General features: G+C 71.0%; 10 protein-coding genes. 1 reads left to right on the forward strand and 9 read right to left on the reverse strand.

What is annotated here, in order from left to right; genetic code table 11:
* The 8 genes from OEB96_RS40725 to OEB96_RS40760 form a co-directional block, all read right to left on the reverse strand.
* Positions 1–1,839: a vWA domain-containing protein gene (locus OEB96_RS40725; RefSeq protein ID WP_266222333.1), complete on the reverse strand. Its 1,839-nt coding sequence runs from the start codon at positions 1,837–1,839 to the stop codon at positions 1–3.
* A complete protein-coding gene (locus tag OEB96_RS40730; protein ID WP_266222334.1) occupies positions 1,829–3,223 on the reverse strand; it encodes an FAD-dependent monooxygenase in 1,395 nt (464 codons plus the stop codon). The genes OEB96_RS40725 and OEB96_RS40730 overlap by 11 nt, the downstream gene beginning before the upstream one ends.
* Positions 3,224–3,230: 7 nt before the next feature.
* Positions 3,231–3,764 carry a hypothetical protein gene (locus tag OEB96_RS40735; protein ID WP_266222335.1) on the reverse strand — a complete coding sequence of 178 codons (534 nt, stop codon included), beginning with the start codon at positions 3,762–3,764 and terminating at the stop codon, positions 3,231–3,233.
* A gap of 73 nt (positions 3,765–3,837) precedes the next feature.
* Entirely contained in the window at positions 3,838–6,141 is a 2,304-nt protein-coding gene (locus tag OEB96_RS40740; protein WP_266222336.1) for a TOMM precursor leader peptide-binding protein, read from the reverse strand.
* A gap of 24 nt (positions 6,142–6,165) precedes the next feature.
* Positions 6,166–6,552 (reverse strand): hypothetical protein, encoded by a 387-nt coding sequence (locus tag OEB96_RS40745; protein ID WP_266222337.1) that lies wholly within the window; start codon positions 6,550–6,552, stop codon positions 6,166–6,168.
* Between the two features lie 76 nt (positions 6,553–6,628).
* Entirely contained in the window at positions 6,629–9,715 is a 3,087-nt protein-coding gene (locus OEB96_RS40750) for a protein kinase domain-containing protein (protein WP_266222338.1), read from the reverse strand.
* Between the two features lie 115 nt (positions 9,716–9,830).
* Entirely contained in the window at positions 9,831–11,108 is a 1,278-nt protein-coding gene (locus tag OEB96_RS40755) for a hypothetical protein (RefSeq protein ID WP_266222339.1), read from the reverse strand.
* Between the two features lie 72 nt (positions 11,109–11,180).
* The gene (locus OEB96_RS40760; protein WP_266222340.1) at positions 11,181–12,146 is read right to left on the reverse strand and encodes an alpha/beta fold hydrolase; all 966 of its coding nucleotides are present in this window, start codon (positions 12,144–12,146) and stop codon (positions 11,181–11,183) included.
* Positions 12,147–12,245: 99 nt separating this feature from the next.
* On the opposite strand from OEB96_RS40760, the gene OEB96_RS40765 reads away from it, so the two are divergent.
* Positions 12,246–13,058 (forward strand): hypothetical protein, encoded by an 813-nt coding sequence (locus tag OEB96_RS40765; RefSeq protein ID WP_266222341.1) that lies wholly within the window; start codon positions 12,246–12,248, stop codon positions 13,056–13,058.
* On the opposite strand, the gene OEB96_RS40770 is transcribed toward OEB96_RS40765, so the two are convergent.
* Positions 13,033–14,781: a rhomboid family protein gene (locus tag OEB96_RS40770; RefSeq protein WP_266222342.1), complete on the reverse strand. Its 1,749-nt coding sequence runs from the start codon at positions 14,779–14,781 to the stop codon at positions 13,033–13,035. The two genes, OEB96_RS40765 and OEB96_RS40770, sit on opposite strands and share 26 nt — an antisense overlap.
* Between the last annotated feature and the right edge of the window lie 17 nt (positions 14,782–14,798).

The following is a 14,798-nucleotide window of genomic DNA, read 5'->3' on the forward strand; positions in this document are numbered from 1 at the left end:
TCACCTTCGCGCCCACATCGGCGGTCGCAGCAGCTCGGTCTGCAAGATGGTGTCGATGAGGGTCTGCCGTACCGAGCTCGAGCGAGTCGCCGGCGCAGCGGCCATCATCGTGCTCAGGTGACGGGGCAGCGCGTAGGGGTCGGCGATCGTGGCTTCGTCGAGGATGAAGCAAGGGATGCCCAGGTCGCGGGCGGTGCCGGTGACCGCATCCTGGAAGTCGTGCTCGCCGACGGGCACGAACCCGAACGCCACCGGCGAGATCCCCGACGCTCGCACGGCCTCGGGGAAGTGCCCCTCTTGCTGATCGCCGATGAACAGGAACAGCGCGTCCTCACCCTCCTTGGGCTTGTACTTGGCCAGGCACTGGATCCCCGCGGCATGGCTGGTCCCTCCGCCGGCTCGGAAGCTGCGGAAGGCCTGCTGCACGCCGGCCGCGGACGCGTGGCGGATCTGCACCTCGCGCCCGATGGTGTTGAACACCGCCACGTGCAGGCGATCGAGCGGGAACGCCTGCAGGAACGCGCTGATGTGCGCCTTGGCGGTGACGATGGCCTGCTCCATGGACCCAGAGATGTCCACGAACACGTAGACCCGTAGCCCCTCGCCGACCTTCTCGATCGCCTTTTGCAGGGCGCCGTCGGCCGCCTGGCGCAGCACCTCGGCGGTCTTCTGGCCGCGTACCCGCTGGGCGATGTTGGCGGCACGCCGGTCCTCGGACTTGGACATGGCGCTCATCCACCGCTCGCCGATGATCGGCACGTCCAGCAGATCCATCTCCTCGAGGGTCGGCGTCAACAGCACCAGGTCGTTGTCCGAGAGCGAGCCGGCCTCGGCGGCAGCCGCCACGATGGCTCGCGTCAAGCCGACCTCGGTCGGCAGCATGCCCACGATGCGCTTGTAGCTCGGCCGGCCGTCGACGATGCGCTGGCAGATCTCGGCCTCCGAGAGTCCCTGCCAGGTCTGTGCCTCCGGGACCGACGCTCCGATCGCCATGCTGCGTCGACCATCGCTCGCTTGCTTCTGCTTCCAGCGCAGGATCTCGAAGAAGCGCGGGCTGTCGGGCTTGTAGCCGCTGCGACGGGTCAGCTCCATGACAGTGGTCCGAAATCCCGCGTTGACCAGCGCAACGAGCTTCTGCGGGATGCGCTCGCGCTGCCACAGCCAGCGGGCGACCACCTTGGGCCACCGGCCCAGGATCGGCTTGCGCGCGGATCGGCCGAAGCCGGCGCGGCGATTGAGATCGGCGATGGCCGGCAGGGACAGCAGCTGACCGACGCGCAGCAGCATCTTGGGGTTGAGGTGCTGGTTGTCCTTGCGCTCGAGCAAGCACATGGCCTCGCCCACCGCTCGCAGGTCGTCGTCGTGGAACAGCAGCTCGCCGTTCTCCCGCACCGGCTCGCCGCAGCGGCTCTGCACGAGCATGAGCGCGGCCAGGACGACCTTGAGATCGCGGTGCTTCTGCCCGAACGCATGCGATGCCCATCGAGCCGCGAATTCGTTGTCGAGCTTCCAGACCTCGAGCGCGTTGCGGTAGTACCAGGCCGCTGCCTCGGGGTAGAGCCCGGGGGCGCGGTACTTGCCGACGACCCGACCGCCCTCGACGACGTGGTCCTCGCCATCGAGGACTCCGACGTAGATCGGCGTGTGCCGCTCCATGCGGAACACCTGCTTCTGTCCGCCCTTCTTCCGCCAGGTCACCGAGCACCAGCGATGGCCGGTCGGCGCCTGGGGGTCGGCGATCATCATCCCCGGCCGGTGATGGACGATGTGGTCGGTCGACTCGAGGAGGGTCTTGATGATGCGCTCCGCCGAGCCGAGGCCTTCCGAATCATGGCTCATGGTCGTTCCCGAGGGTACCGCATGTTGCCCGAAGAGCGCTGCGGTGGCCTCGAGCGGGTCGTGAACGCGAGCCTCGGCTCGCTGGCGGAGCGAGTGCGGCATGGACCAACTCGACCACCTCGGATCGCTCGAGCGCCTCGGGAGGCTCGAGCAACGCCATGCGCCGCAGCAGCACCCGGGCCAGCGGAGGGTGGCGAGGGGCCAGGTGCAGCACGGTGCGGCGGAAGTATGCGGCGGGCCCCTTCGCCACCTCACCCTCGGTCGCCAGACGCCATGCGGGGTCGACGTGCTCGAGCACGCGATGCTGGCAGACTCGAGCGCTGCTCGGGGCGCTCGGGTCGAGCGCCAAGAGTGCCTCGACCCCTCGCGCACACGCGGACATGCCCAGGCCGAAGTAGGGATCGAGGGTGCAAGCAGCATCACCCACCACCACCAGGCCTTCGGGCCAGCGCGGCGTGCCATGCAGGTCGAGCCGCCGATTGTCGATCCGCTCGTGCCGCACGATCGGCGTCACCGGACGTGCGAACCGCAGCGCCTCGTGCAGCGCCGAGTCGGTGAGGCTGGCGCACGCATGCACGAGTTCGGCATCGGTCGTGGGCGCCGGCCGGTGCCACGGCACCAGCAACGCCAGGCCCCAGCGTCGACCTTCGCCGCGCACGAGCACCCCTCCGCCCACGCCGGTCGGAGCCGGGGTGATCGACAGCAATCTCCAATCGTCCTCTTCAGGGGGAGGGCCCTCGAACCAACGCGACACATAGCGATGGGGGGAAGGCACCACCACATGCGACAGCGGCGGCAGCCCCAGCTCGCTCCACCACGCGGTGAGGGCCGATCGCCCTCCGGTGGACACCACGGTGAGCTCGGCCGGCTCGTCCCACGCCTTGCCGTCGCCCTCGACGCGGACACCCATCACCCGAGCACCATCGCCGAGCAGCCGACGCACCGAGTGGCCCGCGGCGAGCACCACCCCCGGCGTGGCCTCGACCCGCTGCCGCAGCACGTGCTCGAGCAAGCCCCGCGAGCACGCCACGGTGGCGGCCCCGGCCGTCGTTCGCGGCAGCCAACCCGACGACAGCCGTATCCGAGCCTGCGCCCCCAGGTCGAACGAAGCCACGCCCGCCCTGGCCAGCGCATCCGTCCACCCCGGGACCAGGCCCTCGATGATGCGCAGGCCCTCGGCCGCCAGTACGTGCAGGCATCGCCCCTGCGGTACGCCGCGTCGAGCCGCCGGGGCCTGCGGCCAACGATCGCGCTCGAGCACCGTCACCCGCTCGAACCGGTGCCGGAGCACGAGCGCGGCCAGCAGCCCGCCGAGGCCTCCGCCCACCACGACCGCGTGGGATCCCCGGACGACCGCCGAGGATCCATGGGTCGGGCCCGACATCGAGGACCTAGTCGTCCTGGCCCGGCGGCGGCGTATACGAGGTGTAGATGAAGCTGGTCAGCAGGACGGTCTGGCCCTGCGAGTCCTCGATGGTGCCGAATACCTGCCGGGTGTTGCTCGACGGGAAGTAGTGGTTGTTGTGGAGCGTGAGGATCTCGGTCTCGCCGTTGGGCAGGTTGTAGGTGTCCCTGACGATGAACGAGTAGTTGTCGTTGGTCGACATGTACCCCACGGCCGACAAGATGCTCGGGGACTTCTCCACCGCCACGGTCCGCTTGCCATTCACGGCGAACAACATCTCGTAGTTGCACCGGCAGATCGACGCCACCACCCCCGTGAACAGATCGTGGACGTCGCCAGGCGGCGCGGGATCGGAGGGATGCGGCAACGGATCGCCCTCGCCGCTGAAGTTCTGATAGCGAAGGAAGCGCTGGTTCCCGCGGATTTCGTCGTGCAGGCACACGCGGCTGGCGATGTGCGAGTGATAGGCGCCATTGGGATAGAAGATGATCCCTACCCCGACCCAGTCGCCGATGAGCATGTCGAAGGGGACGCGTTCTGATGTTCCTGCTCTGTGCATGAGTCGTGCCTTTCGTGAAGCGTGGGCTCGCGGACTAGAAGTAGACGACGTGCCGGTTGAGCTGCCGCTCGAGCAGTGGAGCCGCACACCACCCCCGAGCCACGGGAACGTCGTAGAGGCGGCCGGGCCCGAAGCGCGGCCAGAAGTGACGAAGCCCTGGCACCACCACCCGGGCCACCGAGAGTTCCACGTCGGGGCGCGACTGGTCGAGCACCAGCGGGTGCAGACCCTGCGCGTGCAGCCGCTCGACGCACCGGTGCAGCTGGTCGGCCAGCGATCCGGAGGGCGGAGGCGGATGGTCGGCGAGCGTGGAGACGGGAAGGTCGGGGGCCGGCGCCAGGTACGGCTCGCTGGCCACGGTCGCCGTGCTCCACCAGCGCAGCGCCTCGTGGTTGTCGCCCCGCAGCCGCGCCTCCGGCCCCTCGAGGTGGCTGGGCACCGACGGCAGCGACTGGTTGACCTCGGTCATGGCCCGGACCAGGGCCACCCGAGCATCGACATGGGCCCCGAATCCCAGCAGCACGTCCTCGCGCGGCTGATCCACCCGCCGCGAGACGGCGGCGAACGCCGGGATGCCGAGGTCGCTGGTGATGTCGATGGCCCACAGCTCACGCTCGAGGATCCGGTAGTGCTCGCGAAGCTCGAGCAGGTAGGGCGCATCGAACGACTCCAGCGCCACGCCCGGTCGCCGCAGGCGGTTGTACCACCAAAGCGCCACGCAGTCGCGCTCGACCAGCTCGAGCACCCCTTGCAGCGCCGCCTCGAACAACGTGTTACCGGCCGCACACCCGTTGGAGTCGGCCACGGCGATCCGCGGTCCGCCCTCGGGGGGGTAGCCGTAGTAGCACTGCGCCGCGGGAAGGTACCGCAGCGACCGATCGACCAAGCTCCACAGCGGGGTCCAGTCGAGCACCAGCCGGTCGTGGAACGGCTGGGGCACGTGGCGAACCTTGGAGCCGAACGCATTCCAGCGCTCGCGCTCGACGTACTGGCGCTCGCTGAACCCCATGCAGTCGTTGGGGTGGAGGGCCGCAGGACCCAGCGCCTCGCGGGTGGCTCGCAGGCACGGCTCGTCGCCCTGCCACACCCCGCAGTAGCGCTCGATCGACTCGCACAGCGCGCTGGCCAGGGCCTGGGTGGACGTGCACCCCTTGCCCCCCGAGCGCTTGCGAAAGCCCTCCCGCAGGAACCACCGCTCGGTGTCCATCTGCGCAAAGCTGTGATCGGTGACGTAGATCGGCGTCAGCGGGGATCCCGAGGCCAGCCGAGGCTCCACCGCGGCAATGATGCCGGTGATCGGGCTGACGTGATGCTGCAAGCGCTCGATCGTCTCCTCGGGCGTGCACGTGCGCCATCCCCCATCCTGCCCCGACGTCACGGGTCGATCGACGATGCCCAGCCATGGGGCCCGCGATGCGCTCGGGCGGAGGTTGCCGCACGCAGGGCACTGGGGGCGGCGCACGAGTCGGTGGATCCGGCGTTCCAGAGCCGACAGCTCGAGGGTGACGACGGTCCCCTCCAGCAGGCTCCGGCCGAGCAGCGACCACCGTGAGAGCTCGGTCACCACGATGCCCGCGACCATGGTGATCGTGCTGGGCAGCGCTTCCATCACCGGCGGACCCGGGGGGCGACCGAGGGCTCGCTGCAGGTGGGCCTGCAGCCGCCGATGACCGCGGAGCCGATGCGCCAGGCACTCGGCGCAGCCGGTTCGCGAGGGTACGAACAAGGGGCCCAGCCATGGGCGAGCGCCCCACGGGCGCACCAGCACCCATGGACGGCCCTCGGCCCGGGCCCGAGCGTCGAAGGCCGCCACGGCGGGATCGAGGTAGTCGTTGGCGACCACCAGGGCCATCGAGCCGTGCTCTCCGACCCGGATGCCCTGAGCGCGCAGGGCCTCGATCCAGGGCGACACCGGCCGATCGCCCAGGACGGTGACCGACACCACGAGCTCGCCGAGCCGGGCGCAGGCGCTCGAGCCCTCGGCTCCTTGCGCGTCCCAGAACGCCACCGCGGCCGGGTCGGGCATGGGCCCGTCGGGACGAGCCGGTCCCTCTCGCAGCAACCCCCGCATGCGCAGGCGATCGAGCGCCTCGAAGACCTCGTGCGGCGAGCAGCGGCCGGCAAGCGCCGCAAATACCTCTTCGATCGACCGCTGACCGTCGAGCAACGGCGACAACGCCTCGAAGACCTCACCCGGGAAGTGAATGGGATCGGGCTCGGCGAGGAGATAGAGCCCCTCGCCGGGCACGATCTCGGGGCGCAGATGCAGCGCGAGACGAGGATGGGCCGGTGCAGCCGTGCTCTCGTCCTCGGACGCGGCGGGCGAGCGCATCACCATCCCGTCGATGGCAGCGGCCCCGCCTCAGCAGCACGAGACGAGGTGGATGCAGTTCTCGTCTTGATCCGCGGGGCTCTTGGTCGGAACAGGCGGCACCACCAAGCGCTTGGACCACTTGATCCCATTCTCGTTGGCGTACTGCTCGAGCGCCGCCGTGGGATCGGTCTCCAGGAGGGTGCGGAAGCCTTCGTCGAGCCACGCCTTGGCGTAGACCTTCGCCCAGTGATCCTCGGTGATCTCCGTCTCGACGGGCGCGGCCTTCTTCTTCGCGGCCTTGGGCGCGGCAGCCTTCTTCGCGGCCTTGGGCGCGGCAGCCTTCTTCGCGGCCTTGGGGGGGGCGGCCTTCTTCGCGGCCCTGGGAGGCGCCGCCTTCTTCGATGACTTCTTCTTCGCAGCCGTCTTCTTCGCCATTGCGCCTACGCTCCGTTCCTGCGCCTGCAAGATAGCGAGGCGCCGTCGAGAGTGTCAACGTCGGAGCGCGACTCGATCAATGCTCCCGGTGGGCGTCGAGCCACGCCTTGGCATGATCGGCCGCAGCCCCCAGCCCTTGCGAGCGAAGACCGCGTTCGGCTGCTTGGGCGAGCCCTCGCGCCTCGACCCGACGCTCGGGACGCTCCCACAGGATCTCCGCCAGGGCCACGTGAGCGGCCGCCATCGACTCGCTCATGGGCCCATCGGTCGAACGATCCAGCAGCGTGCGAAGCTCGGAGAGCGCCTCGTCCCTCGCCCCCGCCTGGTGCAGGAGCCGGGCCCGGCCGACCGCGACGCCATCGAGTTCGGGACCCTGCTCCCCACCCACCATCGTCACGCGGATCGCCCGAACGCGATCCATGTGCTCGCGGACCCCCGCGGCGTCGCCACGCGCCGCCGCCAGCTCGGCCAGGGCCTCGTGCGCGTCGGCCACGTAGGGGTGCTCGGGCTCCACGCCCTGGCGCAGGGCCTCCAGCGCGTGGTCCAGCTCGCGCTCGGCCTCGTCGAGCCGGCCCAGCGCCACCAGCATCTGCGCCATGTCGACGCGGTTGGTCGCCGTCTCCACCGGATCGTCGTGCGCGGCCAAGATCTCCACCGAGCGCCGCGTGTGCTCGAGGCCCTGCTCCCGCTGCCCGCGGGCCGCGAGCGCCTGACCCAGCAGGTTCAGCGACGCGGCACGAAGGGGGTGCTCCTCCCCGAGGGTCTCCCGCTGGATCCGCTCGGCCTGCTCGAGCGCCGCCTGGGCCTTGGCGTGGTCCCCCACATTGAGATAGGCCGAGCCCAGGTTCTGGTAGCCCGCCGCCACCTCGGGGTGCATGGGCCCCAGCGCCTCCTCGAACACCTCCACGTACGACCGCAGCTGCACGATGGCCTGCCGCTCGTGGCCCATGAGCATCTCGATGGTCGCCAGGTTGAATGCCGCATCGGCCCACCGCAGCGGCTCGCGCTCGCGATCGCGGTAGGCCATGGCCTCGCGGCACAGCTCCCGCGCGGCCCCGTAGTCGCCGCGACGAAAGGCCACGGTTCCGCGGTTGAGCAGCAGGGCCGATCGAGCGTCGTCCCCCATGCCCACGCCCTCGAGCTCCGCCTCGGCCCGCCGCGCCACCTTCTCGGCCTCGGCCACGTGGGGCAGCGTCATCCCGAGCACGTAGACCTGCTCGACGAGCACCTGCGCGAGCACGCGACGGTGCCGCGAGCTCGCCGCGAGCAGCCCCGCCTCTTCGAAGGCCTCGTTCGCCTCCTCCGCCTGGCCGCTGTAGTCCAGCAGCCGCGCGAGCAAGCGGCGGGTCTCGGCCTGGAGCGGCCGGTGCCCGAGCGCGGTGGCCTCGGCGTCGATGCGGCGGGCCAGCTCGAGCCCCTCGGCATAGCGACCGCCCGCGACGAGCCCCTCGCCGCGCCACATCTGGTCGCGCACGGCCTCCACCGCGGTGCGTAGCTCGGGCGGCGGCGCGGGGGGCAGCTCGGCCACCAGCGCCTCGGGATCGCCGCAGCGCTCGACGTCGGGGAGCGCTGCCACCGAGCCCACCGCCCGTGCCACCACCTGCGGGGTGGCGTGGTCGAAGCCCTCGAGCACGGTCTGCAGCGCGACCCGGTGGCGGTCGAGGCAGCGCTCGCGCAGGGCGGCGCCGCCAGGCCCCTCGATCGCCGCCACCTCGGGATCGCACGACCGCGCCCGCAGCCGCTCCCAGCGCGCCACGTAGTCGTCGATCGCCGGCACCACGCGCGTGATCGTCTGCTCGGCGTACGCAAGGCCCGTCTCGCGAAACGCCTGCATGAGCCCCTCGCGTCGCTGCGGGCTCCAGACCTCGAGCAAGCCCCGCTCCACGCGGCAGAACGCCGAGCGCGGAGCGTCGTCGCGTGCGTAGGCCCAAAGGCCTCCCGCGCCCATGGCCAGCACGAGCCCCCCCACCGCCACCCATGGCCAAGCGCGCCGGCTCGGTCGGCGATCGATCACGGCGAGCAGCGTCTCCATGGTGGGGAAGCGATCCCCCGGCCGACGCGAGAGGCCGCGCCGGATCGCCTCCCGCACCGCACGAGGCACGGTGCGATCGGCCGGCACGTCGGCGCGTCGGCCCTCGAGCACGTTGCTCGCCAGCTCGGCCAGCGTGCGTCCAGGAAACGGGCGCTCGCCGTAGATCGCCTCGTAGAGCGCAACGCAGAACCCGAACTGGTCCGAGGCGGCATCGGCCGGACGGTGCTCGTACTGCTCGGGCGCCATGTAGGCCGGCGTGCCCACCAGCGCACCGGTCCGAGTGAGCGAGACCTCGAGCTCGATGGATGGGGGGCCGTCGCGCCACGACTCGTCGGTCTGGATCCGGGCGGTCATGGACGCGGCGGGCTCTCCCCAGCGCGCCAGACCGAAGTCGGTCACGCGTACGCGACCATCCTTGCCGATGAGCACGTTGTCGGGCTTGAAGTCGCGGTGCACCAGCCCGATCGCGTGCGCAGCCGCCAGACCGCGCCCCGCCGCCACGAACACCTCGCGCAGCTCGGGCCACGATCGCGACGAGCGGAGCCACGCCTTGAGGGTGGCCCCCTCCACGAACTCCATGGCCACGAACACCTGGTCCTCCCAGGTACCGGCGTCGTGCACGGTGACCACGTTGGGATGGGCGAGCTTGGCCAGCACCTGGGCCTCGCGTAGGAGCCGGGCGTTGCGGCCCTGGCTGCCACCGTCGCCCTCGGCCCTGCGCAGGAGCTTGAGCGCGATCCTTCGATCGAGCTTGGGATCGTAGGCCGCATAGACCACCCCCATGCCCCCCACGCCCACGCAGTCGAGCACGCGATAGCGCCCCACCTCGGCCCCGGCGCGCAGCAGCGGGCCCAGGGGGCGCATGCCCGTGTCGTCATCGGCTCCGAGGGTCGCCGCCAATTCCTCGGTACGCAGGGGCTCGTCGGTGCATCGAGGGTCTTGGTCGGGCTCACGGCCGGAGCCGCTCTCGAAGATCCGTGCCAGCTCGGCCACAACCAGGGCGCACCCCTCGCAGGCGTCGAGATGGAGCTCGAGCTCCTCGGCCTGCGACGACGACAGCTCACCTCGCGCGAACGCGGCGATGATCGCCTCGTCGGGGCAGGGCGTGGTCGTGGCGCGCTCTCCGTTCACCGGGCGCGACCATGACACGACCACGGGCCCCGGAAAACGCCCCTGCGCAGCATGGATGGCAGAACCGCTGTGGACCATCCACGGCCGGATTACGGGCCCGCGCCGCCGTGGGACGCTAGCACGGACAACCGAACGAGGGCACCGACTCCAGCACGCTACGCTCCTCCAGCCCGCTCTCGGTCAGCGTCATCAGCCGGATCCCATCGCCCCACGACACGCGCACGAGCACCTCGAGCTGGCCATCGCCCTCGAGATCGAGCATCGCGATCGGATGTCCATCGGAACCGAGGTGGACCTTGCCAATCTCCCCCTCGGCATCGACGGTGCCAATGCCCCAGGAGGGGGAGAGGTAGTCACCGCAGGCCTCGGCCTCGAATGGTTCGCCCTCGGTCCACACGGTCACCGCCGCAGCCGCGCCCTCGCCCACCCGCCAGCGCTCGGCCTGGAGGTAGGTCCGCAGCTGCGCCGACGGTCCCTGCGGCACCGCTTCGGGATCGAGCTCGTCCACCCCGGCGGACTCCTTGGCCTCCTCGATCAGCATCTTCCGGTACTCCTCGGCGTACGTCCGCAGCTCGCCCGACAGCTCGACCAGCTCGGGCAGCGCGAGGAACGACCGTGCGAGCGCGGCCCGGGGCTTGCCGCTGCGCCCCGGCTGGAGCACCGCCACGGCCTCTTCCTGGTGCGGCCGTGCAAAGCGAAGCTCCCTGGTCTCGCTGCCGCATCCGGCCTCGAGCGCGATCGGAGCCACCAGCAACCGACGCCCATGCTCCCACACGTTGGGCGCGAGGTCGGCCCGGCGCTCGGCTTCCGCCCGCTCGTAGTAGTCCTCGCGATCGGCGTCGTCGTCGTCCGACTCGTCCCAGGTCAACTCCTCGAGATCGCCCTCGACCTCCGCCTGCAGCTGCGGCGCCTCGATCACCCCGCTGCATCGCGTACCGTCGTCCGCATACACGTCCACCCGCGTCCCGCGAGCCGCCCGGATCCCCTGGGGCAGCGCCTCCTCGGAGACCGCGCGAACCACGCTGCCGTCCTCGTCCAGCGCCTGCACCGGACCCGCGGCCCACGCCTCGTCGGGCGTGGTCGAGAGCACCACCTGCCCACCCACGACCCACGCAAAGCCCGGGACCTCCAGCTCCCATGCCGGCACGGCCGGCTCGACCACCGGCTCGATCACCGGTTCCACCTCGACCACCGGCTCCTGCACGCAAGCTCCCGACTCCGGAGTCTCGCCGCAGGCGCTCGGCGCAGGCGTGGGCGCGATCGCCTGCACCACGATCACCTCGCGCTTGGGTACGGCGGGCGGCCATGCCGTCAGTCCAAGGCTGATGGGCACGGAAGCGGCGGCCGCGAGGAGGAGGAGTTGCTTGCGATGACCGAGGCGAGACCGAGACATGGTGGCGAGCCCTCGACGTCCGACCGACGGCCGGCCATTCCCAATGGCCGTGGCCGCACGGACCAGCCCATCCTACGCCTCCCCAGCCGCCATCGTCTCGACGATCCGCCGCGCCGTGGCCCGCGGCGCCTCCACCTGAGGACAATGGCCGATTCCGTGCATCACCACCAGCCGCGCCCGCGGGATCAGCCGGTGGTAGACCCTCCCCGCCGAGAGATCGATGAGACGATCGCGATCTCCCCACAGCAGCAGCGTGGGCACCGCGATCTCCGAGAGTCGCTCGCTCAGGTCGAGGCCATCGGCCACCAGCTCGTCGAGGATCTTCTCGTTCATCGGTCGCCGCACCACGAAGTCGCGCGCCATCGCCTGCATCACCGGGCCGGGCATCAGCGGCATGCGCTCGAGCACGAAGCGCAGGAAGGCGGGAAACTCCTCCTCCCCCCGCACCACGAACGGGTTGTGGCCGGCCTCGATGTGGCGCTGCATCGCGCTGGGCACGGGCATCGGCACTCCGGCCGCGCCGATCAAGGTGAGCGAGCGGACCCACTCCGGGTGCTCGAGCGTGGCCCAGGCCGCGATCGCGCCGCCCAGCGAGTTGCCCACTAGGTGCGCTCCGCAAGGCGCGAGCTCCCGCAGCGCCTCCAACAGCGACGCCCCCATGCTCGGAACGGTGTAGTGATGGTCGATGGGCTGACTGGCCTCCGAGAACCCGGGCAGGTCGGGCAGGATCACCCTCCGCGTGCGCGTGAGCGATCGCGCCACGTCGACGAAGCTGTCCTTGGTGTCCGAGAACCCGTGCAGCATCACCAGCGGCACCCCTCGATCGGGTCCGCCCACCAGCGCGGGAATCTCGAAGCGGCCCGCGCGTAGCCGCACCAGCCGCAGGCCGCTCGCCCGCCGACGGGCCCCGAGCAAGATCCTGGCCAATCGCGGACGCCCCACCCCCTCGCCGGACCGCATGCGGGCACAGGGTACCAGCCGGTGGTCACCGTGGCGTACCGAGACGCCGCGGCCGAGCGTGGCTCGATGCTGCTGCATCCTGCCACGCTCCTTCTCACCTCATGTTGATATCATTGATTAAATCCTCCGTGCGCGCCCCTTGCTATCAAGGGGGCCAACCTGATTCGGACGACCGCCATGAACGCCAAGACCCTTGCCGCCTTCGCCCTCGCCCCCACCCTGCTCGCCCTCCCCGCCTGCGATCTCGGGGACTCTGCGACCCGCGAGGAGATGCGCGAGGCCGTGATCGAGATCGCCGAGCTCGGCGATGGCCTGGGCACCCAGGACGACATCATCGAGCTGACCACCAGCTTCACCCTCGGCCAGGGCGTGGAGGCAGCGGCCCAGGAGATCCGCGACTTCGTGGAGAGCCAGGTCCCCTGCTCCACCGTCACCGTGCAGCCCGGCCGGGTCTCGATCGACTTCGGCGAGCTCGGCGATGCCTGCGTCTACCGCGGCCGAACCTACGCCGGCGTGGTCACGGTGGACCTGGAGCTGCCCGGAGAGGGCGCCAAGGTCACCCACACCTACGAGGGGTTCACGGGCGGCCGCGTCACCATGGACGGCACCGCCACCGTCACCTGGAACGACGGCGAGCGCCACATCATCGGTGACTGGACCTTCACCACCGACGACCGCACCACCGAGGTCGACTCCGATCGCACCCAGACCTTCACCCGCTGCGAGGGCGTGGAGGCCGTGTGCGTGAGCGTGACCGGCGAGCGCCGCTGGTCCAACGACCGCGGCGAGTGGGACATGACCATCGATGGCGTGGAGGCCCGCAGCATCGACCCGGTGCCCGAGGCCGGGACGTACACCGTCGTCAATCCCGAGGGGCGCGAGATCGGGATGAGCTTCTCCCGCGTCGACGACGACACCATCCAGGTCGACATCACCGGGGGACGCCGCGACGTGAGCTTCCAGGTCACCGCCGCGGGTCAGGTGAGCTAGCGGGCGAGGCCCCGTCGAGGGACTCGTGCATCCGCTGCAGCGCCGGGGCCCACGTGCTCGCCAACGTGGGCCAGCGCTCGCTCTTGATCCACACGTCCACGTCGTCACGGACCTGCAGCAGCAGGGTCAGGCGCGGCCCCTCGTCGTAGACGTGCTCGACCGCAAAGGTCGGAGGTCCATCGCCCTGCCGCCGCTGCCAGGGCGATGAGACCCGCGCCCCGCTCGGCGCGGCGGGTCCCGAGTCGGCCTCGAAGCTGCGCGTACGCTCGGCCAGCGTCGCTGCGTCGAGCCCATGGGGCTCGATCTCCACCGTCAGCACCATGGGATCGCGCATGGGATCCCCCAGCGACCAGGCCATGCCGCCCGGCTCGGTCCCGATCGCGGCCCCGCCCGATGACGGGGATGCCGGCGGGATCGGCTGCGGCACGCCCAGCAGCGCTGGAGCCTCGAGCACGACCGGACCGAGCTCGTGCTGCGACCACGCCGTGGGCTCGCGCGTCAGCTCCCACGGCCGCCCCACCGACCACGCCGCCGCGAGCGAGGCGACGAAGAGCGCCACCACCGAGACCGCAGCGATCACCAGGCCACGCCCCGTCGCGGTCTCGGCCCGCCCCTCCTCGCCCAAGCCGTAGCGCGATGCACCCCGCGTGAGCACGCCCGCGCCCACGAGCGCCGCCCCCACCACGCCACCGCCCAGGTGCGCCCACAGGTCGACCTGCGGATGGAACGACACCCCGAGGTTGATGACCAGGTTGATCATCGCGTTGCGCCGCAAGGTCCCCACCACGGCCTCCGGAATCAGCCCCTGCGGCCGCCACGAGAGCGCCGCGGCTGCTCCCAGCACCCCCCAGATGGCCCCGGATGCGCCAACGCTGAGCACACCCGACGACAGCCACGCGCTGGCCAAGCTGCCCCCCACGGCCGCCGCACCCAGCAGCACGCCATAGCGCGGCACGCCCAGCACCTTCTCGAGGAAGCCACCGAGCACGAACAGCACGAAGCCGTTGACCGCCATGTGGAACCAGCCCGCGTGCAGCAACGCCGACGAGAGCAAGCGCCATGGCTCGCCTCCGAGCGCGTCCGCCGTGTTGCCTCCCATGCGCACCAGCGTGGGGACCGTCTCGCTGCCTCCCCACAGCTCCTCGAGCAGGAACACCCCGACCAACCCCACCAGCAGCGCCAGCGAGGCCCGCGGTCGCCCCCGCAGGCCATCCGCGAACGCACGCCCCTCGACCAGCCGCTCGTGCTCCTCGGCCGTGAGCGGAGGCGGTCGCTCCACGCGTTTGCCCAGCGTGGCGCGATCGGGCGGCGGGAGCTCGCCGCGCCCAGCCGCCTGGAGGATCTCACCCATCGGCGAGTCGAGCCGTGCCCCGCCATCGATCCACACCGACCATGCATCGCCTTCGCCGGGACCGAGGTGGAACAGCTGAACGGCCCGACGCGAGAACATGCCCCCGCCGCGCGGCAGCTGCTTGCGCAGCTCGGGCCCGCCGCCCACCAACACCAGCTTGAGGTGCGCGCTCGGGTTGCCCTCGACCAGCGCGCGCAGCTTGGCGCCGATCTCCTCGGGTGGACCATAGTCGGGCGAGAACATGCCAACGAGGCTGCCGTCGGCCATCGCCAGCACGGCCGCGGCATCGCCGAGGGCCAGCAGGCGTGCCGGGATCCGATCGTCGAGCAACCGGGTCACGATCGACAGCAGCAGCGTCTGTGGCTCGGGCACGCCTCCTCTATAGCATT

Source organism: Paraliomyxa miuraensis (genome assembly GCF_026337845.1).
GTDB classification, from domain to species: domain Bacteria; phylum Myxococcota_A; class Polyangia; order Nannocystales; family Nannocystaceae; genus Paraliomyxa; species Paraliomyxa miuraensis.